Origin of the sequence: Pseudomonas sp. PDM30 (assembly GCF_019218985.1) — a bacterium.
Taxonomy (GTDB): Bacteria; Pseudomonadota; Gammaproteobacteria; order Pseudomonadales; family Pseudomonadaceae; genus Aquipseudomonas; species Aquipseudomonas jessenii.
Window position 1 is genome coordinate 493,183 of sequence record NZ_JAHUWM010000002.1, and the last position, 20,319, is coordinate 513,501.

General features: G+C 60.6%; 24 protein-coding genes. 9 read left to right on the forward strand and 15 right to left on the reverse strand.

What is annotated here, in order from left to right; translation table 11 throughout:
• Positions 1-2: 2 nt before the first annotated feature.
• Genes rsmD through KW840_RS06265 form a run of 3 tightly spaced genes read right to left on the reverse strand, consistent with a single transcriptional unit; the run spans position 3 to position 3,452 of the window.
• Positions 3-614: a 16S rRNA (guanine(966)-N(2))-methyltransferase RsmD gene (gene rsmD, locus KW840_RS06255; protein ID WP_057712903.1), complete on the reverse strand. Its 612-nt coding sequence runs from the start codon at positions 612-614 to the stop codon at positions 3-5.
• Complete coding sequence (locus KW840_RS06260; RefSeq protein WP_218494692.1) at positions 614-2,104, reverse strand: pitrilysin family protein; 1,491 nt, start codon at positions 2,102-2,104, stop codon at positions 614-616. The genes rsmD and KW840_RS06260 overlap by 1 nt, the downstream gene beginning before the upstream one ends.
• Positions 2,097-3,452: a pitrilysin family protein gene (locus KW840_RS06265; protein WP_057712905.1), complete on the reverse strand. Its 1,356-nt coding sequence runs from the start codon at positions 3,450-3,452 to the stop codon at positions 2,097-2,099. The genes KW840_RS06260 and KW840_RS06265 overlap by 8 nt, the downstream gene beginning before the upstream one ends.
• A gap of 342 nt (positions 3,453-3,794) precedes the next feature.
• On the opposite strand from KW840_RS06265, the gene ftsY reads away from it, so the two are divergent.
• From ftsY to rpoH, 4 genes are all read left to right on the forward strand, one after another.
• Positions 3,795-5,327: a signal recognition particle-docking protein FtsY gene (ftsY, locus tag KW840_RS06270; protein WP_218494693.1), complete on the forward strand. Its 1,533-nt coding sequence runs from the start codon at positions 3,795-3,797 to the stop codon at positions 5,325-5,327.
• Positions 5,324-5,995, forward strand: coding sequence for a cell division ATP-binding protein FtsE (ftsE, locus tag KW840_RS06275; protein WP_007975383.1), 672 nt, complete (start codon positions 5,324-5,326; stop codon positions 5,993-5,995). The genes ftsY and ftsE overlap by 4 nt, the downstream gene beginning before the upstream one ends.
• The gene (ftsX, locus tag KW840_RS06280) at positions 5,992-7,014 is read left to right on the forward strand and encodes a permease-like cell division protein FtsX (RefSeq protein WP_057712907.1); all 1,023 of its coding nucleotides are present in this window, start codon (positions 5,992-5,994) and stop codon (positions 7,012-7,014) included. The genes ftsE and ftsX overlap by 4 nt, the downstream gene beginning before the upstream one ends.
• 120 nt (positions 7,015-7,134) lie before the next feature.
• A complete protein-coding gene (gene rpoH / locus KW840_RS06285) occupies positions 7,135-7,989 on the forward strand; it encodes an RNA polymerase sigma factor RpoH (protein WP_007975386.1) in 855 nt (284 codons plus the stop codon).
• Positions 7,990-8,151: 162 nt separating this feature from the next.
• Here the strand turns inward: rpoH and mtgA are convergent, their stop codons facing one another.
• Entirely contained in the window at positions 8,152-8,874 is a 723-nt protein-coding gene (mtgA, locus tag KW840_RS06290; protein ID WP_057712908.1) for a monofunctional biosynthetic peptidoglycan transglycosylase, read from the reverse strand.
• Positions 8,875-8,948: 74 nt separating this feature from the next.
• On the opposite strand from mtgA, the gene KW840_RS06295 reads away from it, so the two are divergent.
• The 4 genes from KW840_RS06295 (at position 8,949) to trmB (ending at position 11,191) form a co-directional block, all read left to right on the forward strand.
• Entirely contained in the window at positions 8,949-9,329 is a 381-nt protein-coding gene (locus KW840_RS06295; RefSeq protein WP_057712909.1) for a DUF423 domain-containing protein, read from the forward strand.
• 71 nt (positions 9,330-9,400) lie between these two features.
• Positions 9,401-9,601, forward strand: coding sequence for a sulfur carrier protein ThiS (gene thiS / locus KW840_RS06300; protein WP_007953386.1), 201 nt, complete (start codon positions 9,401-9,403; stop codon positions 9,599-9,601).
• 60 nt (positions 9,602-9,661) lie between these two features.
• Positions 9,662-10,456: a thiazole synthase gene (locus KW840_RS06305; RefSeq protein ID WP_007975390.1), complete on the forward strand. Its 795-nt coding sequence runs from the start codon at positions 9,662-9,664 to the stop codon at positions 10,454-10,456.
• A gap of 9 nt (positions 10,457-10,465) precedes the next feature.
• A complete protein-coding gene (trmB, locus tag KW840_RS06310) occupies positions 10,466-11,191 on the forward strand; it encodes a tRNA (guanosine(46)-N7)-methyltransferase TrmB (RefSeq protein ID WP_057712910.1) in 726 nt (241 codons plus the stop codon).
• Between the two features lie 117 nt (positions 11,192-11,308).
• On the opposite strand, the gene KW840_RS06315 is transcribed toward trmB, so the two are convergent.
• The 10 genes from KW840_RS06315 to KW840_RS06360 all read right to left on the reverse strand — a co-directional run bounded on the left by KW840_RS06315 (position 11,309) and on the right by KW840_RS06360 (position 18,289).
• Positions 11,309-11,632 carry a DUF3392 domain-containing protein gene (locus KW840_RS06315; protein ID WP_102670623.1) on the reverse strand — a complete coding sequence of 108 codons (324 nt, stop codon included), beginning with the start codon at positions 11,630-11,632 and terminating at the stop codon, positions 11,309-11,311.
• Positions 11,633-11,641: 9 nt separating this feature from the next.
• Positions 11,642-12,847 (reverse strand): radical SAM family heme chaperone HemW, encoded by a 1,206-nt coding sequence (gene hemW / locus KW840_RS06320; protein WP_256353203.1) that lies wholly within the window; start codon positions 12,845-12,847, stop codon positions 11,642-11,644.
• Entirely contained in the window at positions 12,844-13,440 is a 597-nt protein-coding gene (gene rdgB / locus KW840_RS06325) for an RdgB/HAM1 family non-canonical purine NTP pyrophosphatase (RefSeq protein ID WP_007987823.1), read from the reverse strand. Before rdgB ends, hemW begins: the two co-directional genes overlap by 4 nt.
• Positions 13,437-13,871, reverse strand: coding sequence for a DUF4426 domain-containing protein (locus KW840_RS06330; protein ID WP_218494694.1), 435 nt, complete (start codon positions 13,869-13,871; stop codon positions 13,437-13,439). The genes rdgB and KW840_RS06330 overlap by 4 nt, the downstream gene beginning before the upstream one ends.
• Positions 13,872-13,897: 26 nt before the next feature.
• Positions 13,898-14,518, reverse strand: a complete 621-nt coding sequence (gene metW, locus KW840_RS06335) for a methionine biosynthesis protein MetW (RefSeq protein ID WP_056726485.1) — start codon at positions 14,516-14,518, stop codon at positions 13,898-13,900.
• Positions 14,519-14,525: 7 nt separating this feature from the next.
• On the reverse strand, positions 14,526-15,665 hold the full coding sequence (locus KW840_RS06340; protein ID WP_008046479.1) for a homoserine O-acetyltransferase: 1,140 nt from the start codon (positions 15,663-15,665) through the stop codon (positions 14,526-14,528).
• A gap of 181 nt (positions 15,666-15,846) precedes the next feature.
• On the reverse strand, positions 15,847-16,143 hold the full coding sequence (locus KW840_RS06345) for a DUF167 domain-containing protein (RefSeq protein ID WP_090451949.1): 297 nt from the start codon (positions 16,141-16,143) through the stop codon (positions 15,847-15,849).
• Positions 16,144-16,147: 4 nt separating this feature from the next.
• Positions 16,148-16,738, reverse strand: a complete 591-nt coding sequence (locus KW840_RS06350; protein WP_057712914.1) for a YggT family protein — start codon at positions 16,736-16,738, stop codon at positions 16,148-16,150.
• 10 nt (positions 16,739-16,748) lie between these two features.
• Positions 16,749-17,567, reverse strand: a complete 819-nt coding sequence (proC, locus tag KW840_RS06355) for a pyrroline-5-carboxylate reductase (RefSeq protein ID WP_218494695.1) — start codon at positions 17,565-17,567, stop codon at positions 16,749-16,751.
• 35 nt (positions 17,568-17,602) lie between these two features.
• Complete coding sequence (locus KW840_RS06360) at positions 17,603-18,289, reverse strand: YggS family pyridoxal phosphate-dependent enzyme (RefSeq protein ID WP_218494696.1); 687 nt, start codon at positions 18,287-18,289, stop codon at positions 17,603-17,605.
• A 56-nt stretch (positions 18,290-18,345) separates the two neighbouring features.
• Between KW840_RS06360 and KW840_RS06365 the strand changes: the two genes are divergently transcribed.
• Positions 18,346-19,380 (forward strand): type IV pilus twitching motility protein PilT, encoded by a 1,035-nt coding sequence (locus KW840_RS06365; RefSeq protein ID WP_218494697.1) that lies wholly within the window; start codon positions 18,346-18,348, stop codon positions 19,378-19,380.
• 144 nt (positions 19,381-19,524) lie between these two features.
• Here KW840_RS06365 and KW840_RS06370 read toward each other — a convergent pair whose 3' ends face one another.
• Entirely contained in the window at positions 19,525-20,145 is a 621-nt protein-coding gene (locus tag KW840_RS06370; protein ID WP_057712918.1) for a C40 family peptidase, read from the reverse strand.
• Positions 20,146-20,319: the final 174 nt, after the last annotated feature.

Here is a 20,319-nt window from a genome sequence, read left to right on the forward strand (position 1 = left end):
GGTTAACCGACGATCTCTGCCATACGTTGCCACAACGAGTAGTAGACGCGCCCGGATTTCTGCTCCCGGTGCAGGCGCCAGTTCTGCGGCAGGCCCAGGGTCGACGGTGCCGACTCACTTTCGGTGTACACCCAGGCGTCTTCGGCCAGCCATTGGCGCTCTTCGAGCAACTTGCAAACGGCGGGCAGCAGGTTCTGGTTGAACGGTGGATCGAGGAACACCAGGTCGTAGGCCGTTGCGGTCTGGGTTTCCAGGTAGCGCAGGGCGTCGGCGGTCTGGACCTGGCCGTTGGTGCAGCGCAATGTACCCAGGTGTTCCTTCAGGCTGGACACCGCGATGCTGCTGGCGTCCAGCGCCTGGCCCATGGCCGCGCCACGGGACAGGGCTTCGAGGAACAGCGCGCCGCTGCCGGTGAACGGGTCGAGCACCTTGGCGCCCGGCACGTAAGGCGCGAGCCAGTTGAACAGGGTTTCACGCACGCGGTCCGGCGTCGGACGCAGGCCCGGGGCGTCGGGGAAGCTCAGCTTCCGGCTGCGCCATTCGCCGCCGATGATGCGCAGCTGGTTCACGCCGTTGTGGACGTTGCGGGCAGGTTTTTTCGAATGAGTAGCCATTAATGCTCCGGAACCCCGAGCGGCTGCTCGGAAGGTTTATCAGTAGGGGCCGGTAACGGCTTTTGCGGCACGGTCGGGCCAGCGCTGACGATGACCATCTTGTTCGTGCTCAGGTGTTTGTTCATGGCGGCTTTGACCTGCTCGACGGTCAGGGACTGGGACTGTTGCATGAAGTCCTCCAGGTGACTCAACGGCAAGTTGTAAAAACCGATGGCGCCCAGTTGGCCGACGATATCGGCGTTGCTGGCGGTGGACAGCGGGAAGCTACCGGCCAGTTCGCGCTTGGCGTCGTCGAGCTCTTTTTCGGTCGGGCCGGTTTTAAGGTAGTCGGCCAGCACATCCTGCACCAGTTTCAGGGTGCCCTCGCTCATCTCGGCGCGGGTTTGCAGGTTGATCATGAACGGGCCACGCGCCTGCATCGGCGTAAAGCCCGAATACACGCCGTAAGTCAGGCCACGCTTCTCGCGCACTTCGCTCATCAAGCGGGTGCCGAAGCCGCCGCCACCGAGAATCTGGTTACCCATGGACAATGCCGCGTAGTCCGGGTCATCGCGATCGATGCCCAGTTGCGCGAGCATCAGGTTGGTCTGCTTGGACGGGAACTCGATATGGCCGACGCTGGCCTTGGGCTCAGCGGGTTGCGCAATTTTCGGCAAGGCCGGGCCTTTGGGCAGGGCGCCGGAAACCTGGGCGGCAATCGCTTCGGCTTCCGTGCGGGACAGGTCGCCGACCAGTGCGATCACCACGTTACCGGCTGCGTAGGCTTTCTCGTGGAAAGCACGCAGCTGTGCCTGGGTAATCGCCGGTACGGTTTTCGCCGTGCCGTCGCTGGCGTGTGCATACGGGTGATCACCGTACAAGCGGTTCATCAGCTCCAGGCTCGCCAGTTTGCCGGGGTTCTGTTTCTGGTATTCGAAACCGGCAAGCATCTGGTTCTTGATGCGGGCCAGCGAATCGGCAGGGAAAGTCGGCTTGCCGATGACTTCGGCGAACAGCTTCAGGGCCGGCTCGCGCTTATCCTTGGCACTCAGGCTACGCAGCGAAGCAATTGCCATGTCCTTGAACGCGCCGTTGCCGAAATCGGCGCCCAGGCCTTCGAAGCCCCGGGCAATGGCACCGACGTCTTTGCCGGCCACGCCTTCGTTGAGCATGGCGTTGGTCAACACCGCCACGCCCGGTGCATCGCCGTCCTGGCTGCTACCGGCAGCGAAGATCAGGCGCATGTCGAACATCGGCAGCTCATGGGCTTCGACAAACAGCACCTTGGTGCCTTCGGCGGTGTTCCAGATCTGCACGTCCAGCTTGCGGTGGTTCGGTGCCTTGTCGTTGAGTTCGGTCAGCGACTGCAGTTTCTGACTGGCCTTGGCCTTGTCGAGGGCTTCGCTGGCATTGGTTTCGACAGAGCGCGACAAATAGAACGCTGCGGAACCGATAACGGTGACGGCGATCAGGCCGATCAGGGCCAGGCGGGAGGGTTTACGCTCACTCATGAGTCGTCTCCAGAGGCAGTACATGGGCGACGCTGAGACGTTCGCGAGTGAAATACAGCTTGGCGGCTTTCTGGATATCTTCCGGCGTGACGCTTTCCAGATCGGCCAGTTCGGTGTCCATCAGTTTCCATGACAGGCCGACTGTTTCCAGTTGGCCGATGGCGGTGGCCTGACTGGTGATCGAGTCGCGCTCGAAGACCAGGCCGGCGATGACTTGTGCGCGTACGCGCTCCAGCTCTTCAGCGGTTGGCGCCGTGGTTTTCAGCTGGTCGAGCAGCTTCCACAAACCGGCTTGCGCCTGGGCGATGGTCTTGTGTTTCTGCGAGTTTGGCGATGCCGACAGGGTGAAGAGACTGTCGCCACGGGTATAGGCGTCGTAACTCGACGAGCCACCGGACACCAGTTCTTCTCCGCGCTCCAGTTGCGTCGGGATACGTCCGCTGTAGCCGCCGTCGAGCAGTGCCGAGATCAGGCGCAGGGCATTGACCAGGCGCTTGTCTTCGGCTGTGGCGATGCTCGGCACGTTGAAGGCCAGCATCAGGCTAGGCAGTTGGGTCTGCACGTGCAGGGTGATCTGGCGCTCGCCCGGTTCGGCCAGTTCCAGCGGTTTTTTCGCGGCGGGCACTTCACGCTTGGCGATCGGGCCGAAATAGCGTTGGGCCAGGGTTTTGACTTCGTCCGGGGTGACATCGCCAACCACCACCAGCGTGGCGTTGTTGGGCACGTACCAGGTTTCGTACCAATGGCGCAGCTCTTCGACTTTCATCCGCTCAAGGTCGGCCATCCAGCCGATGGTCGGTGTGTGATAGCCGCTTGCCGGGTAAGCCATGGCCTTGAAACGCTCGTAGGCCTTGGCCATCGGCTTGTCGTCGGTACGCAGGCGACGCTCTTCCTTGATGACCTCGATTTCCTTGGCGAACTCGTCGGGCGGCAGGCGCAGGCTGGCCATGCGGTCGGCTTCCAGTTCGAAGGCCACGCCCAGGCGATCCCGGGCCAGCACCTGGTAATAGGCGGTGAAATCATCGCTGGTGAATGCGTTCTCTTCGGCGCCGAGGTCGCGCAGGATCAGCGAGGCTTCGCCGGGGCCGACTTTCTCGCTGCCCTTGAACATCATGTGTTCCAGGGCGTGGGACAGGCCAGTATTACCCGGTGTCTCGTAGCTGGAGCCGACCTTGTACCAGACCTGGGAAACTACCACGGGCGCACGGTGGTCTTCGCGCACGACCACCTTCAAGCCATTGTCGAGAGTGAATTCGTGGGTGGGTTGCGGGTCGGCAGCCAGGGCCGAAAGGGGCAGGCAAACTGTGCTGAGCAGCAGGCCTGCGGCGCGGCGGGCAAGAGCATTCATTCGTTTTCAAACCTTTGGGGCTGCCCGCTTGTTCTTAGCGTCAGCGGGCGAGAGGGTGCTAGGATACTGATCCGTTTTACTGGCGGCCACGCCTATCAGGCCTTTGCGTTTGATCAGGTTGTATGGGTTTGCAGCAGAAGGTTGGAATTTATCAACTAAACTCTGCTTTTTCGCCGATTTTGCTGCTTTAGTCCTTCGTAAAAACGTTTCCGTGAGGTGCCGTTCGCACCTCGACAAAATGTTGCGCGTGAACAAGCTGGGTTAATCGCAGTCTGTTCTGCATCGAATATTTATTTGCCGGGGCGCCATTGGCGCGTCGCTACCGTGAGATAGCCGTCCTCCATGTTTGGTTCCAACGACGACAAGAAGACCCCAGCTGCGGCTGGCGAGAAGAAAAGCCTGTTCGGATGGCTGCGCAAAAAGCCGCAGGAACCCGTCGTCGAACAGCCACAAGCCATTCCTGAACCAGCGCCGACGCCGGTCCCGGTAATAGAAGAAACGCCCGCGCCGGTTGTTCTGCCGATTGCCGAGCCGTCGCTGCAACCCAAGGTTGAAGCCGTTCCCCAGCCAGTCAGCGAAATCGTCACCGAACAGCCTCCGGCCCCGACGGCCGAACCGTGGTTGACCCTGCCAGTGGCCGAAGAACCCGTGGCATTGGTCGAAAATGACCTGGCTCCTCACGTGACGCCACCGATTCCGGCTCCGGCAGCGTTTACGCCTGCCCCGGTTCACGCGCCTGTGGTCGAACCGATTGTTGAGCCAGTCGTCGTGGCTGAGCCTGTGCCCGTTGTCAGTCAGCCAGAGGTTCCGGTATTCGTTGCTCCGGTTGCTCCGGTTGCTCCGGTTGCTCCGGTTGCTCAAGCACCGGCACCCGCTCCGATTCCTGAGCCGATCGCGGCGCCCGTCGAAGCCCCGGTCGAGCCGGTACGCACCGAAGAAACCAAAGCCGGTTTCTTCGCCCGCCTCAAGCAGGGCCTGTCCAAGACCAGCGCCAGTATCGGCGAAGGCATGGCCAGCCTGTTCCTGGGCAAAAAGGTCATTGATGACGAGTTGCTCGAAGACCTCGAAACCCGTTTGCTGACCGCCGACGTGGGTGTCGAAGCCACCTCGGTGATCATTCAGCGCCTGACGCAGAAGGTTGCGCGCAAGGAGCTGGCCGATGCCGATGCCCTGTACAAATCCCTGCAAGCCGAGCTGGCAGCGATGCTCAAGCCTGTCGAGCAGCCGCTGAAAATCGCCTCGCAAAACAAGCCGTTCGTGATTCTGGTCGTCGGCGTCAACGGTGCCGGCAAGACCACCACCATCGGCAAGCTGGCGAAGAAACTGCAGCTGGAAGGCAAGAAAGTCATGCTCGCCGCCGGCGACACCTTCCGTGCCGCGGCGGTGGAGCAATTGCAGGTATGGGGTGAGCGCAACAAGATCCCGGTGATCGCGCAGCACACTGGTGCCGACTCGGCCTCGGTGATCTTCGACGCCGTGCAGGCCGCCAAGGCCCGTGGCATCGATGTGCTGATCGCCGACACCGCCGGCCGCCTGCACACCAAAGACAACCTGATGGAAGAGCTGAAAAAGGTTCGCCGAGTGATTGGCAAGCTCGACGCTGACGCACCTCACGAAGTGCTGTTGGTGCTTGACGCCGGTACCGGCCAGAACGCCATCAACCAGGCCAAGCAATTCAACCAGACCGTCGAACTGACCGGCCTGGCGCTGACCAAGCTCGACGGCACCGCCAAAGGCGGGGTGATTTTCGCCCTGGCCAAGCAATTCGGCCTGCCGATCCGCTACATTGGCGTCGGCGAAGGCATCGACGATTTGCGTACCTTTGAAGCAGAACCCTTTGTCCAGGCATTGTTTGCCGAGCGGGAGCGTTCATGATTCGTTTCGAACAGGTCGGTAAGCGCTACCCGAACGGTCACGTCGGCTTGCATGAGCTGAGCTTTCGAGTCCGTCGTGGCGAGTTCTTGTTTGTCACCGGCCATTCCGGCGCCGGTAAATCCACGCTGTTGCGCCTGTTGCTGGCGATGGAGCGCCCGACCAGCGGCAAGTTGCTGCTCGCCGGGCAAGACCTGAGCACCATCAGCAACGCGCAGATTCCTTTCTTGCGTCGGCAGATCGGCGTGGTGTTCCAGAATCACCAGTTGCTGTTCGATCGCACGGTGTTCAATAACGTCGCGTTGCCTTTGCAGATCCTGGGGCTGTCCAAGGCCGAGATCGCCAAGCGCGTGGACTCGGCACTGGAGCGCGTGGCGCTGTCGGATAAAACCGATCTGTACCCGGGTGACCTGTCCACCGGTCAGCAGCAGCGCGTCGGCATCGCCCGCGCCATCGTTCATCGTCCGGCCTTGCTGCTGGCGGATGAGCCGACCGGTAACCTCGACCCGCGCCTGGCCGCCGAGATCATGGGTGTGTTCGAAGACATCAATCGCCTGGGTACCAGCGTGCTGATCGCCAGTCACGACCTGGCCCTGATCGCCCGCATGCGCCATCGCATGCTGACCTTGCAACGCGGTCGATTGATCGGTGACGGGGAGGCTGCGGTATGAGTGCAACACGTAGCCCCAAGGTTTCCGAGCGTGTGGCCCCGAAGGCCGCCGATCCGCAGCCGCAAAAGAAAAAACACGACGATGACGACGGGCCGGACTTTGCCACGTTGTTCCGCGCCTGGATCGAAAGTCATCGCGCCAGTCTGGTGGACAGCCTGCGCCGCCTGGGCAAGCAGCCTATCGGCAGTTTCTTCACCTGCATGGTGATGGCGGTGGCCCTGAGTTTGCCCATGGGGCTGTCACTTTTGCTAAGTAACGTCGAGCGTCTGGGCGGTTCCTGGCAGCGCGCTGCGCAGATTTCCCTGTATCTGGACCTTGAGGCCAAGCCGGCCGAAGGCGAAGCGCTGCGCGATCAGATCAAGGGCATGCCTGGCGTCGCCGAGGCCGAATACGTTGGCCGGGATCAGGCGCTGGAAGAGTTCCAGCAACAGTCCGGGCTGGGCGAGGCGCTCAAGGAGTTGCCGGAGAACCCGCTGCCGGGCGTGGTCCTGGTGACGCCGACTGAAGTCGACAAGCCGGCTCTTGAAGCATTAAGACAAAAACTATCCGAGCTGCCGAAGGTACAACAGGCGCAACTTGATTTAGTCTGGGTCGAGCGTCTGGCAGCCATCCTCAAGCTGGGTGACCGTTTTGTCTTCGGTCTGACCGTGCTTCTGGTTTCTGCATTACTTTTGGTGATAGGCAATACCATTCGTCTTCATATTGAAAACCGCCGCACAGAGATAGAAGTGATTAAACTGGTCGGCGGCACTGACAGCTATGTGCGCAGGCCCTTTCTGTATATGGGCGCGCTGTATGGCTTCGGTGCGGGGATTCTGTCCTGGGGCGTTCTGGCGTTCGGCCTTGATTGGCTGAACGACGCGGTGGTGGGGCTGGCCGGTTTGTACGGCAGTGATTTTGCGCTGGCTGGAGTGCCAGTTGCCGACGGTCTGTCTCTCTTGCTTGGCGCGGTGCTGTTGGGGTATATCGGTGCATGGATTGCAGTCGCACGCCACCTGAGGGAGCTTGCGCCTAAGTAGTATCATTTTGCTCGTATTGACCTTTCAGCGTTTATGGGTTTTAGGGAACTTGTCTTTCGGTTTCCGGTCAATTTTCGCAGTGCTGAACTGCACGAGTTTGTAAGTCGGAGGTTTTTTCGTATGACCAATTCTTTGCAACCTGCATATGCTCTGGTCCCGGGTGCGAACCTGGAGGCCTATGTGCACACCGTCAACAGCATTCCATTGCTGTCGCCGGAGCAGGAGCGTGAACTGGCCGAGAGTCTCTATTATGAGCAGGATTTGGGGGCGGCTCGGCAGATGGTGCTCGCCCACCTGCGTTTTGTCGTACATATCGCCCGTAGCTATTCCGGCTACGGTCTGGCTCAGGCTGACCTGATCCAGGAAGGCAACGTCGGCCTGATGAAGGCCGTGAAGCGCTTCAACCCGGAAATGGGCGTGCGCCTGGTGTCCTTTGCCGTGCACTGGATCAAGGCGGAAATCCACGAGTTCATCCTGCGCAACTGGCGCATCGTGAAAGTCGCGACCACCAAGGCCCAGCGCAAGCTGTTCTTCAACCTGCGCAGCCAGAAGAAGCGTCTGGCCTGGCTGAACAACGAAGAAGTCCATCGCGTAGCGGAAAGCCTGGGTGTAGAGCCTCGGGAAGTACGCGAGATGGAAAGCCGCCTGACCGGCCATGACATGGCCTTCGATCCGGCTGCCGAAGCGGACGACGACAGTGCATTCCAGTCGCCGGCCAACTATCTGGAAGACCACCGGTACGATCCGGCCCGTCAACTGGAAGATGCCGACTGGAGCGACAACTCCAACCACAACCTGCACGAAGCGCTGGAAGTGCTGGACGACCGCAGCCGTGACATCCTCTACCAGCGCTGGCTGGCGGAAGAAAAAGCCACGCTGCACGACCTTGCGCAGAAGTACAACGTGTCGGCCGAGCGTATTCGTCAGCTTGAGAAAAGCGCGATGAACAAGCTCAAGTTGTCGATCGCTGCGTAACTGGCGAGCAGGCAATAAAAAACGCCCCGATCATTGATCCTGTGGGAGCGAGCTTGCTCGCGATGAGGCCCGAACATTCAATATAAGAGTTGAATGTCGGGCCGTCATCGCGGGCAAGCCCGCTCCCACAGTGGTTTTCAGGGGCTGAAAAACTGGGATCAGTTATTGGGCCCAAGGCGCCCGGCGCGAATCGTTCAGCCCGACCAGATAGCTGTCGCCACCTAACTGGCTCATCTGTCGCCGAATCCAGCCTGCGCGTCGCGCCACGTAAGCGGTCGGATGGCTCGCACTCCACACGCGAGGGTTGGGCAGTACGGCGGCCAACAAGCTCGATTGCTGGCGGCTGAGGTTCCTGGCGCTCACGCCAAAGTGATGCCGGGCCGCTGCTTCGGCGCCAAACACGCCGTCATCCCACTCGACACTGTTGAGGTACACCTCAAGAATCCGTTGCTTGGGCCAGAACACTTCGATCAGTCCGGTGAACCAGGCTTCCAGGCCTTTGCGCAGCCAGCTGCGGCCAGACCACAGGAACAGGTTTTTCGAGACTTGCTGGCTGAGGGTGCTGGCGCCACGGATCGAACCGCCGCGCTCGTTATGGGCAAACGCCGCCTGAATCGCGCCGATATCGAAGCCCCAGTGCTCCGGGAATTTCTGGTCTTCGCCGGCAATCACCGCGACTTTCAGGTCATCGGAGATTTCGTCCCAGGGTTTCCAGGTCCGTTGCAGGTCAATGGGTTCGCCGTCAAACCAGGATTCGATCTTGCGCTCGACCATCAGTGTCGTCCCCGGTGGCGGCACCACGCGAAAGATCAGCACCAGCAATACGCTGCCACCCATGAACCAGAGCACGGCCTTGGAGAAATGACGGAAATAGATACGCAGCATAGAGATGGCTTGGCCGAACCCGTTGAGCGGGCCATTATACAGACCCTTTGGATCGAAACTGACTGGAGTTCTGCATGCTGCGTGGCTTTCTGATGCTGGCCGCTTTTTTCGGCTTCACCGGTGTCGGCCTCGGGGCCTTTGCCGCCCATGGCCTGAAAAACCGTCTGACACCTGAATATCTGACGATTTTTCATACTGGCGTCACTTACCAACTGGTGCACACCCTGGCGCTGCTGGGCGTGGCGCTGCTGGCCACGCAGATTCCCGGCCGTTTGCTCACGTGGGCCGGCGCATCCTTTGCCATCGGCATCCTGCTGTTCTCCGGCAGCCTGTACGTGCTCACGCTGACGGGTATCAGCAAGCTTGGCATTGTCACCCCGTTCGGCGGCCTGGCCTTCCTCGCGGGCTGGCTCTGCCTGGGCCTCGCCGCCTGGCGCTTGCCGCTGACCACTTGACGCTTATTGCTGACCTTTAGGTCACGATCGGGCTAGAATGCCAGCCCCTAAAAATGATGGCGGCATCCGGCATGCGCATTCAGTTGAACGGCGAATCCTTTGAACTGCCCGACGGTGAAACCGTTGCGGCCCTGCTGACCCGTCTGGACCTTACCGGACGCCGGGTGGCGGTCGAACTCAATCTGGATATCGTCCCGCGCAGTCAGCACGCAGACACCACGTTGAACGACGGCGACAACGTCGAAGTGGTGCACGCCATCGGCGGCGGCTAGCAGCCTCGCCCCAGTGGCCACAGAATTCTGCAAGTACCTCACCCCTACAGAGGATTTCCCATGAGCATCGTTCGCAGCGACAAGCCTTTCGTCCTGGCCGGTCGTACTTACCAGTCGCGTTTGCTGGTCGGTACCGGCAAGTACCGTGACATGGAAGAAACCCGCCTGGCCATCGAAGCCTCGGGCGCCGAGATCGTTACCTTCGCCGTGCGCCGCACCAACCTTGGCCAGATCGAGGGCGAGCCGAACCTGCTCGAAGTGCTGTCGCCGGATCGCTACACCTTCCTGCCGAACACCGCCGGTTGCTATGACGCTATCGAGGCCGTACGCACCTGCCGCCTGGCTCGTGAGCTGCTCGATGGCCACAACCTGGTCAAGCTGGAAGTGCTGGCGGATCAGAAAACCCTGTTCCCCAACGTGATCGAAACCCTCAAGGCCGCCGAAACGCTGGTCAAGGAAGGCTTCGACGTGATGGTTTACACCAGTGATGATCCGATCATCGCCCGTCAATTGGCGGAAATCGGCTGCATCGCGGTGATGCCGCTGGCCGGTCTGATCGGCTCCGGTCTGGGGATCTGCAATCCATATAACCTGCAGATCATCCTCGAAGAAGCCAAGATCCCGGTGCTGGTGGATGCAGGTGTCGGTACTGCTTCCGACGCCACTATCGCCATGGAGCTGGGCTGTGATGCGGTGCTGATGAACTCGGCCATCGCCCACGCCCAGCAGCCGGTCATGATGGCTGAAGCCATGAAACATGCGATCGTCGCAGGCCGCCTGGCCTACCTCGCCGGCCGCATGCCGAAAAAACTCTATGCCAGCGCCTCTTCGCCGCTGGATGGTCTGATCAAGTAAGAGCCATTGATGACTGAATCGAACGACACGCCTATCCAGACGGAAGAAGGCGACGAGCGCCAACACCGCCGCATCAAGAGTTTCGTGATGCGCGCCGGGCGCATGACCGAAGGCCAGCAAAAGGGCCTGGAGCAGGGCACTCCGCTGTTCGTGCTGCCGCTGGCCGACGCGCCGGTGGATTTCGACCAGGTGTTCGGTCGCTCGGCACCGCGCTCGCTGGAAATCGGTTTCGGCATGGGCCATTCGCTGCTGGAAATGGCTGCGGCTGCGCCGGATCAGGATTTCATTGGCGTTGAGGTTCACCGTCCGGGTGTCGGTGCGCTGCTCAATGGCGTGCTGACACAAGGCCTGACCAACCTGCGGGTCTACGATTGCGATGCGATCGAAGTGCTCAACCGCTGCGTGGCCGATAACAGCCTCGATCGCCTGATGCTGTTTTTTCCGGACCCGTGGCACAAGAGCCGTCACCACAAGCGTCGTATCGTTCAGGCGTCCTTCGCTGAGTTGGTGCGCAGCAAATTGAAAGTCGGCGGCATTCTGCACATGGCCACCGACTGGGAGCCGTACGCCGAATACATGCTGGAAGTGATGAATGTTGCGCCGGGTTACCGCAACCTTGCCGAAGACGGCAAGTGCGTACCACGCCCGGCCGAGCGCCCGATCACCAAGTTCGAACGCCGTGGCGAACGTCTTGGGCATGGAGTGTGGGATTTGAAGTTCGAGAAGCTGGCGTAAAACCTGTGGGAGCGAGCTTGCTCGCGATGGCGGCCTGGCAGTCAACAGAGATGTTGGATGTTATGGCCTCATCGCGAGCAAGCTCGCTCCCACAGTTGTTTTAGGGTGTGGCTGAGATTAGCGGCGGTCAGCGACCACGCCAATCAACACCAGCACCACCAGCAACACCGGCGCCAGGCTGTAGTTGTTGAACTGGCTCAAGCCGCGCACGACCCACGGCGTGGCATAGATCAGTGCCGCACCGCTACCAACCATGCACAGCAGCGACATCAGCGGCACACGCAAGGCGCCGGCGATGCTGCCCAGGCGTTGCTCGACCCAGCCTTTGAAATCCGCACCAAACAGCACCAGCAGGCAGCCCACCAGGGCCAGGGCGATTTCCGAGAGGTTGCTGCGGCTCCAGCGAGACACAGTGGCAAGCAGGTCGAGTACCAAATCCATTCGATTTCCTTATGTCAGAAATTTCTGCAGCAAGTCGTTGAGGAAGAGTTGTCCGCGCTCGGTGGCTACCAGACGTGAAGGTTCGACCTGCAACAGGCCGCTTTGTTCGGCTTCACGGCGGCCTTCAGCGAGGCTTTCCAGCGTCATGCCGGTACGTTCCGGGTACAGCCGCGATTCGACGCCTTCAGTCAGGCGCAGCGCGTTCATCAGGAATTCGAACGGCATCTCTTCATTGGTCAGCGCTTTCTCGCCGGCCTTAAAGCTTTTCGCCGGATTCAGGTAATCCTTGGGCAGGCGGGTCTTCCAGGTACGAATGATGCGCCCGTCCGGATGGCTGAGCTTGCCATGGGCGCCGGCGCCGATGCCAATGAAGTCGCCAAAACTCCAGTAATTGAGGTTGTGGCGCGCCGGGCGACCGGGCAGGGCATAGGCCGAAACTTCGTATTGAACGTAACCATGTTCAGCCAGCAGTGCTTGCCCGGCCTCCTGAATGTCCCACAGCGTGTCGTCTTCCGGCAGAGTCGGTGGCTGGTTCCAGAATACTGTGTTCGGTTCCAGGGTCAGTTGATACCACGACAGGTGAGTCGGTTTCAGGGCGATGGCTGTGCGCAGGTCCGCCAAGGCATCGTCCAGGGACTGATTCGGCAAGCCATGCATCAAGTCCAGGTTGAAGTTGTCGAACCCGGCCTGCCGCGCCATACCGGCGGCGCGTACGGCTTCGTCACCGTTATGAATCCGTCCCAGGGCCTCGAGCTTTTCTTGCTGAAAGCTCTGAATACCGATCGACAGGCGATTGATCCCCAGTTTCCGGTACGCCACGAACTTGTCTTGCTCGAACGTCCCCGGATTGGCTTCCAGGGTGATTTCGATGTCGCTGGCAAACGGAATGCGCTGTTCGACGCCTTTGAGCAAACGACCCAGCGAATCAGCGCTGAACAGGCTTGGCGTGCCGCCACCAAAGAAAATCGAGCTCAGCTCACGACCATAAACGGCGTGCAGGTCCTGATCGAGATCGGCCAGCAATGCGTCGACGTACTCTTCTTCCGGCAGCACGGGGCTGGCCGTGTGGGAGTTGAAGTCGCAATAAGGGCATTTGCGCACGCACCACGGGATGTGGATATACAGCGCCAGCGGCGGCAGCACAGGCAGGGCCGCTCGAGGCGATAGAGCATCGCCGCCGAAGATCAGCGGCGACGCGGATGATTCACGGGTCATTTCAAGCCCAGACGCTGGCGCAGCAGATCCATTGCACGGGCGCGGTGGCTGATCTGGTTCTTGTCGCCTGGGCTCAGTTCGGCGCTGGAGCAATCGCGCTCCGGCACCCAGAACAGCGGGTCGTAGCCAAAACCGTGTTCGCCGCTGGCCTGGGTCAGGATTCGCCCGTGCCACAAACCTTCGCAGAGGATCGGCAACGGATCATCGGCGTGGCGCACCAGTGCCAGCACGCAGACGAACTGCGCGCCACGTTCGGCTTCAGGCACGTCTTTCAACACGTCGAGCAGCTTGGCGTTGTTCGCCGCATCGCCCTTGCCATCGGCATAACGCGCCGAGTAGATACCGGGCGCGCCGCCAAGGAAATCCACCGCCAGCCCGGAATCGTCGGCCAGCGCCGGCAGGCCGGAAATGCGCGCGGCATTGCGGGCCTTGAGGATGGCGTTCTCGACGAACGACAAACCAGTCTCTTCGGGCTCGACGCTGCTGAACTCGCCGATCGAGCGCAGATGCACCGACTCGCCGAGCATGGCCTGGAGTTCCTTGAGTTTGCCGGCGTTATGGCTGGCCAGTACGAGTTGCGTGAAGTTGATCATTGGCCAGGGAAGAGCTCTTGGTTGAAATTGATGGTGTTGATCTTGTCGCCGGTCTGCACCTTGATGTTGAAGGTGCGGATTTCCTGCTGCGGTACCGGGTATTGGGCGATGTAGTAAATCGCTCCTTGCTCGGTGACCTGCTTGAAGTTCAGTGTGTAGCTTTGGCTGGTCAGGTCTTTGACGCTGCCGCTGACGTCGGCCGCCATCGGCGTGCCGGCCTTGATCACCGAAATGTTGATCACGCCCTGATCCTTGCTGCGGGTCAACTGGGCAGCCTTGGCAACGTCCGGTAGCAGGTAGGTGGAGTTGAAGGTGTTGTAGTGCACCGTCACGTCACCGAAGGTTTCCTTGCGTTCGCTCTTGATGGCGTCGGCGGCCATGGCGGTGACGCTCAGGCAGGCAGTGAGTAGAAACAACGCTAGACGACCCATGATCGTTCTCCTTGAAGTAGGGTGGATCAGACCGCGACCTTGTGGTCGGAAAGTCCCGGACTGCTGACGCGGTAGATACCGATCTCACCTAACAGATTAGGCCATAGCTTGCTGGCCCACCCGTGCCGATGCTGTTGATCCACGGCCAGCCGATCAATGACCTTCGCTTCACGTTCGCGACACAAGGCTTCAAAGTCGGCGAAGGTGCAGAAGTGAATGTTCGGCGTGTTGTACCAGGTGTACGGCAGGAACTCGGAAACCGGCATGCGGCCCTTGCTCGCCAGGTACCAGCGGCACCGCCAGTGGCCGAAGTTGGGGAAGGTGATGATGCACTGGCGACCGACGCGCAGCATTTCCTCGAGGATCCTGTCCGGGTAGTGCACCGCTTGCAGCGCCTGGGTCATGACCACGACATCGAAACTGTTGCTGGCAAAGTTGCCCAGGCCCTTGTCCAGGTCCTGTTCGATGACGTTGATGCCCTTGGCCACGCACTCGGCGATATTGTCGGCGTCGTTTTCCAGGCCATAACCGGTGACTTGCTTGTTATCGCGCAGCCAGGTCAGCAGTTCGCCATCGCCGCACCCGAGGTCGAGCACGCGGCTGCCGGCGGGGATCCATTCCTGGATGATTTCCAGATCAGCTCTCATGGCTTTCTCACAACGTAATGCGGTTCATGTAATTGCCGAATGCCTGCAGGTAGCGCGGGATCGGAATCAGGAAGGCGTCGTGGCCTTGCGGAGCGTCGATCTCGAGGTAGCAGACGTCCTTGCGCGCGGCCATCAGCGCGTCCACCAGTTCCCGCGAGCGGGCAGGGGAGAAGCGCCAGTCGGTGGTGAACGACATCACGCAGAACTTGGCCTTGGCGCCTTCAAAGGTTTTCGCCAGGTTATCGTCGAAGTTCGCCGCCGGATCGAAGTAGTCGAGCGCTTTGGTCATCAACAGGTAGGTGTTGGCATCAAAGCGCCCGGAGAACTCCTCGCCCTGATAGCGCAGGTAGCTTTCCACCTGGAACTCGACGCTGTGGAAGTCGTAGTTGAGCTTCTCGCTCTTGAGCCCGCGGCCGAATTTCTCGCCCATGGAGTCGTCGGACAGGTAGGTGATGTGCCCGACCATCCGCGCCAGCATCAGGCCGCGCTTGGGGATCACGTTGTGTTCCTGGAATGAACCGCCGTGGAATTCCGGGTCGGTGAGGATCGCCTGGCGCGCCACTTCGTTGAACGCGATGTTCTGCGCCGACAGCTTGGGTGCCGAGGCGATGGCCAGGCAGTGACGGATGCGGTCAGGGTAAGTGATGCTCCATTGCATCGCCTGCATGCCGCCGAGGCTGCCGCCGATCACGGCCGCGAACTGGGCGATGCCGAGACGATCTGCCAGGCGCGCCTGGCTGTGCACCCAGTCTTCCACGGTCAATACCGGAAAGTCGGCGCCGAACGGCTTGCCGGTGTCCGGGTTGATACTGCTCGGGCCAGTGGAGCCGTTGCAGCCGCCGAGGTTGTTCAGGCTGACCACGAAGAACTTGCTGGTGTCGATCGGCTTGCCGGGACCGATGCAGCTGTCCCACCAACCGGGTTTGCGGTCGTCGGCGCTGTGGTAGCCGGCGGCGTGGTGATGGCCGGACAGGGCGTGGCAGATCAGCACGGCGTTGCTCGCCGTGGCGTTGAGCGTGCCGTAGGTTTCGTAGATCAGGTCATAGGCCGGGAGCGAGCGACCGCAGGCCAACGCCAGGGGTTCGCTGAAGTGCGCCACTTGCGGCGTCACCAGACCAACAGAATCGGGGGGAAAGGCAGCTGGCATCGACCCTGCTCTCATTGAAATGAGGCGTAAGTCTAAAGACCGCTGGGGTTAGCGGCAAGCAAAGGCCGGGCCTGATTTCATTCAATAAGATCGAAGTGCGCCATTCGCGAGCAGGCTCGCTCCCACAGGATTGATGCGGTCCATGTGGGAGCGAGCTTGCTCGCGATGAACGATGACGCGGTCAGCCTGCCGGACGCACCAGATCAGGCAAGTCCGGCAACTTCTTCGGCGAGCAGATTCGCACCCGTTTCTGCCGGTTCAACTCGCCACTGATCAGGCTGACCTGGCTCTTGGACACGCCAAAGGCCTTGGCCAGAAACGCCATCAGATGCGCGTTGGCCTTGCCCTCGACCGGCGGCGCGGTCAGGCGGATCTTCAGGCGATCGCCGTGCAGCCCGCAGAAGTCATCACTGCGGGCTGCCGGTTGCAGGTGACACTCCAGAATCAGGTCGTCACCGTCCCAGCGAAACCAGCTCACCGGGTCAGATCAACACGCGGAGGATTTGCGGCATCATGGTCATGGCGGCGAGGTTGTTGATCACCAGCATGTCGATCAGCTTGAGTGCCAGGAACGCAAAGATCGGCGACAGATCCAGGCCGCCCAGGCTCGGCAGGAACTTGCGGAACGGCGCCAGGGCCGGTTCGCAGACGTCGTTCACCAGTTCGGCGCCCGGGTTATGGCTGCCCGGGGCGACCCAGGACAGGATCACGCTGATGATCAGGGCGAAGAAGAAAATCTTCATGAACAGCGCGGTCACGCCAATGATCGACCAGATCAGCAATTGCAGCGGGTTGCCGATGGTGCCGTAGGTCAGCAGCAGGGTCAGGGCCATCAGCGCCAGTTGCACCAGGATCGCCAGCACCAGCGAGGACATGTCCAGGCCGAATACGCTCGGGATGATCCGGCGCAGCGGCTTGAGCAGCGGCTGGGTGGCCTTGACGATGAACTGGCAGATCGGGTTGTAAAAGTTCGCCCGCACCAGTTGCAGTACGAAACGCATCAGCACGATCAGCAGGTACAGGCTGCCGAGGGTTTGCAGCACGTAGACCGCTGCGGTATTCAATCCAATCATGAAAAGCTCCTTATTGACCCAGTTGTTCGGCCATCTCGGCCGAGCGATGCGCGGCAGCGCCGAGTGCTTTTTCGACCAAGGCTTCAAAGCCATTGGCCTGGAACGACTTGATTGCAGCTTCTGTGGTGCCGGCAGGCGAGGTGACACGGCGGCGCAACTCGGCCGCGTCGACGTCGCTGGAGACCGCCATATGTGCGGCGCCCAGGGCTGTTTGCAAGGTCAGTTGCGCAGCGATATCCGCTGGCAGGCCGAGTTTCACCCCGGCGGCGGTCATGGCCTCGATCAGCAGGAAGAAATACGCCGGGCCCGAGCCGGAAACGGCGGTGACGGCATCCAATTGCTGCTCGTCATTCAGCCATAGGGCGATGCCGACCGCGGACAGCAGTTCCTGGGCCTGCTGACGCTGTTCGGCTGACACTTCGGCCGTTGCGAACAGACCGCTCGCGCCCTGACGCACCAGCGCCGGGGTGTTGGGCATGCAGCGCACGATCGGCTGGGCGCCGAGCCAGTTGTTCATGCTGGCGCAGGTGATGCCTGCGGCAATCGAAACCACCAGTTGATGGGGCTTGAGGCTTGGGCGAATGGCTTCGCACACGGCTTTCATCGCCTGGGGTTTGACCGCCAGCACGACCACGTCGGCACCGTCGATGGCCTGGGCGTTGTCGGCAAAGGTTTCTATGCCGTGTTCAACGCTCACGCGGGCACGGGTTTCTTCGCCCGGATCGCTGGCGCGGATCTGTGCTGCTTCCAGACCCTTGGCCCGCAGGCCGCCGATCAGACTGGCGGCCATGTTGCCGGCACCGATAAAGGCAATACGTGTCTTGCTCATGTCAGGTCCTTATAAAGAGAAGAGTCAGCCATTTTTCAAGGCTGGCCGTAGTCGCGGGCGCCAAACAGGGCGGTACCGATCCGCACCCAAGTGGCGCCTTGGGCGATGGCCGATTCGAGATCGTGGCTCATGCCCATGGAAAGTGTGTCGAGCGGCAGGTTCAGGCTGGCTTGCAGGCTTTGCACTGTAGCGAAAGCGGCATCCTGGCTGGCGCGATCTTCCGTCGGCTCGGGGATTGCCATCAACCCGCGCAGTTTCAGGCGCGGCAGGGCGCAGATGGCGTTGGCCAGGGCCGGCAGATCGGCCGGGGTGCAGCCGGACTTGCTGGCCTCGCCGCTGACATTGACCTGAATGCAGATGTTCAAGGGCGGCAAATCGGCGGGACGTTGTTCGGACAGCCGTTGTGCGATTTTCAGGCGATCCACGGAATGCACCCAGTCGAAGTGCTCGGCGATAGCGCGAGTCTTGTTCGATTGAATGGGGCCGATGAAGTGCCAGATCAAGGTCAGGTCGGCCAGTTCGAGTTGCTTGCCCAACGCTTCCTGAAGGTAGTTCTCGCCAAAGTCGCGCAGGCCGGCGGCGTAAGCTTCACGCAGGTCTTGAGCGGGTTTGGTCTTGCTCACAGCCAGCAACTGGACGCTGTTTTCGGCGCGGTTCGCGGCAAGTGTTGCGGCATGTATGCGCGAACTAACCTGAAGAATGTTGTCTGCTATGGTGGACATCAAGAGGCGCCAGCGGTCTGAAGGTTCGCGGCATTCTACTGGAATTGAGAGGCGCTATGGATATCACTGAGCTGCTGGCATTCAGCGCCAAACAGGGGGCATCCGATCTGCACTTGTCCGCCGGCCTGCCGCCGATGATTCGCGTCGACGGTGATGTGCGACGCATCAATTTGCCGGCCCTGGATCACCAACAGGTGCAGACTCTGATCCATGCCATCATGAATGACGCCCAGCGGGTGGACTTCGAAAAGCATCTGGAAACCGACTTTTCCTTTGAAGTGCCCGGCGTGGCGCGCTTTCGGGTCAATGTGTTCAACCAGAACCGTGGCGCGGGCGCGGTGTTTCGCACCATCCCGTCAAAAGTGCAGAGCATGGATGAGCTGGGCATGGGCGACGTGTTCCGCAAGATGACCGACGCTCCCCGTGGTCTGGTGCTGGTAACCGGCCCGACCGGTTCCGGCAAGTCCACTACGCTGGCGGCGATGATCGATTACCTCAATACCCATCGCCATCACCACATCCTCACCATCGAAGACCCCATCGAGTTCGTTCACGAGTCGCGCAAATGCCTGATCAATCAGCGTGAAGTCCATCGTGATACCTGTAGTTTCGCCACCGCCTTGCGTTCGGCGCTGCGGGAAGACCCGGATGTGATCCTGGTGGGGGAGATGCGCGATCTGGAAACCATTCGCCTGGCGTTGACCGCGGCCGAAACCGGCCATCTGGTGTTCGGCACGCTGCACACCACATCGGCGGCGAAAACCATCGACCGGGTGGTCGATGTGTTTCCGGGGGACGAGAAGTCGATGGTGCGCTCGATGCTCTCCGAGTCGCTGCTGGCGGTGGTGTCCCAGACCCTGGTGAAGAAAATCGGCGGCGGACGCATCGCGGCCCACGAGATCATGCTGGGGACATCGGCGATCCGGAACCTGATCCGCGAGGACAAGGTTGCGCAGATGTACTCGGCGATTCAGTCGGGAGGGTCGTTGGGGATGCAGACGCTGGATATGAGCTTGAAGGACCTGGTGACCAAGGGGTTGGTCAGTCGTGACCATGCGCGGGAGAAGGCGCGGTCGCCGGATAATTTTTGAGGAAGATTTGAGGTGCTTTCAAGGGTCTCTTCGCGAGCAAGCTCGCTCCCACAGGGGAGTGCATTCCAAAGTGGGAGCGAGCTTGCTCGCGAAGGGGGTCATCATGTTCAAGCACTTTCCAAGGGCATTCCCCGGAAATTCAAATCAGCGCTGAACAACCCGCAACGCATTCTGTTCTTTCGGCAGGACCCGCTTGGCAACCACGTAGTGGTTTTCCCAGTACGGTTTCTTCAAAGTGTCGATGGAGACCGACTTGCCACGACGTGGCGCGTGGATGAAGCGGTCGTTACCCAGGTAAATGGCAACGTGATTGACCCGACGACTCTTGATGTTGAAGAAAATCAGGTCGCCCGGCTTCAGGTCGTTGCGATCGACTTTCTCCCCATGACCGCTGGCCATGGCGTTGGAGGTGCGTGGCAGGTCGAACGTGGCGTCGTTGAACGCGTATTTCACCAGGCCGCTGCAATCGAAGCCTTTGCTTGGGCTGCTGCCGCCCCAACGATAGGGAGTGCCGAGGACGTTCACGGCGCGGCTAAGCACGTCGCTGCTTTCCTTGGTGCCCATCGGTGGAACCAGGCCGCTTTTGCTGCTGGCCAGGCTTGGAGCATATTTAGCGGATTTCTTGTCTTTGCTCGAAGGAGCAGAGGCATGGGATTTTGGGGTGTAACCATTAACGTTTGGAAGACGTTGCTCACGATTGGTGGCGTGGGCGGCCAGTGGCATCAAAAGGCAAATGGTTAGCCATGTCTTGAAAAATGAACGCATTAGGCAAGGCTCTTAATAGGTTAGCGCGCAACTTTATAACAGCTTTTTTGCCGCTTCCGAGGCCGTTGGTCGATTCAATCCGGGGGGCAATGGTGGCAAAAAAGCGGCAAAATGGCGCAATTGTCGGACAGGAGTCCGGTGTTACAAGGCTTTGACGGGAGTGAAGGTAGCACT

What these genes read in the sequence shown, in the direction of transcription:
- ftsX (WP_057712907.1), top strand. Translation starts at nt 5,992, where the DNA reads ATGAGTGCAACACGTAGCCCCAAGGTTTCCGAGCGTGTGGCCCCGAAG.
- metW (WP_056726485.1), bottom strand. Translation starts at nt 14,518, where the DNA reads ATGAGAGCTGATCTGGAAATCATCCAGGAATGGATCCCCGCCGGCAGC.
- trmB (WP_057712910.1), top strand. Translation starts at nt 10,466, where the DNA reads ATGACTGAATCGAACGACACGCCTATCCAGACGGAAGAAGGCGACGAG.
- rsmD (WP_057712903.1), bottom strand. Translation starts at nt 614, where the DNA reads ATGGCTACTCATTCGAAAAAACCTGCCCGCAACGTCCACAACGGCGTG.
- KW840_RS06295 (WP_057712909.1), top strand. Translation starts at nt 8,949, where the DNA reads ATGCTGCGTGGCTTTCTGATGCTGGCCGCTTTTTTCGGCTTCACCGGT.
- hemW (WP_256353203.1), bottom strand. Translation starts at nt 12,847, where the DNA reads ATGACCCGTGAATCATCCGCGTCGCCGCTGATCTTCGGCGGCGATGCT.
- KW840_RS06365 (WP_218494697.1), top strand. Translation starts at nt 18,346, where the DNA reads ATGGATATCACTGAGCTGCTGGCATTCAGCGCCAAACAGGGGGCATCC.
- KW840_RS06305 (WP_007975390.1), top strand. Translation starts at nt 9,662, where the DNA reads ATGAGCATCGTTCGCAGCGACAAGCCTTTCGTCCTGGCCGGTCGTACT.
- proC (WP_218494695.1), bottom strand. Translation starts at nt 17,567, where the DNA reads ATGAGCAAGACACGTATTGCCTTTATCGGTGCCGGCAACATGGCCGCC.
- KW840_RS06260 (WP_218494692.1), bottom strand. Translation starts at nt 2,104, where the DNA reads ATGAGTGAGCGTAAACCCTCCCGCCTGGCCCTGATCGGCCTGATCGCC.
- KW840_RS06315 (WP_102670623.1), bottom strand. Translation starts at nt 11,632, where the DNA reads ATGGATTTGGTACTCGACCTGCTTGCCACTGTGTCTCGCTGGAGCCGC.
- KW840_RS06370 (WP_057712918.1), bottom strand. Translation starts at nt 20,145, where the DNA reads ATGCGTTCATTTTTCAAGACATGGCTAACCATTTGCCTTTTGATGCCA.
- KW840_RS06265 (WP_057712905.1), bottom strand. Translation starts at nt 3,452, where the DNA reads ATGAATGCTCTTGCCCGCCGCGCCGCAGGCCTGCTGCTCAGCACAGTT.
- rpoH (WP_007975386.1), top strand. Translation starts at nt 7,135, where the DNA reads ATGACCAATTCTTTGCAACCTGCATATGCTCTGGTCCCGGGTGCGAAC.
- ftsE (WP_007975383.1), top strand. Translation starts at nt 5,324, where the DNA reads ATGATTCGTTTCGAACAGGTCGGTAAGCGCTACCCGAACGGTCACGTC.
- KW840_RS06330 (WP_218494694.1), bottom strand. Translation starts at nt 13,871, where the DNA reads ATGGGTCGTCTAGCGTTGTTTCTACTCACTGCCTGCCTGAGCGTCACC.
- ftsY (WP_218494693.1), top strand. Translation starts at nt 3,795, where the DNA reads ATGTTTGGTTCCAACGACGACAAGAAGACCCCAGCTGCGGCTGGCGAG.
- thiS (WP_007953386.1), top strand. Translation starts at nt 9,401, where the DNA reads ATGCGCATTCAGTTGAACGGCGAATCCTTTGAACTGCCCGACGGTGAA.
- KW840_RS06350 (WP_057712914.1), bottom strand. Translation starts at nt 16,738, where the DNA reads ATGATTGGATTGAATACCGCAGCGGTCTACGTGCTGCAAACCCTCGGC.
- rdgB (WP_007987823.1), bottom strand. Translation starts at nt 13,440, where the DNA reads ATGATCAACTTCACGCAACTCGTACTGGCCAGCCATAACGCCGGCAAA.
- KW840_RS06360 (WP_218494696.1), bottom strand. Translation starts at nt 18,289, where the DNA reads ATGTCCACCATAGCAGACAACATTCTTCAGGTTAGTTCGCGCATACAT.
- KW840_RS06340 (WP_008046479.1), bottom strand. Translation starts at nt 15,665, where the DNA reads ATGCCAGCTGCCTTTCCCCCCGATTCTGTTGGTCTGGTGACGCCGCAA.
- mtgA (WP_057712908.1), bottom strand. Translation starts at nt 8,874, where the DNA reads ATGCTGCGTATCTATTTCCGTCATTTCTCCAAGGCCGTGCTCTGGTTC.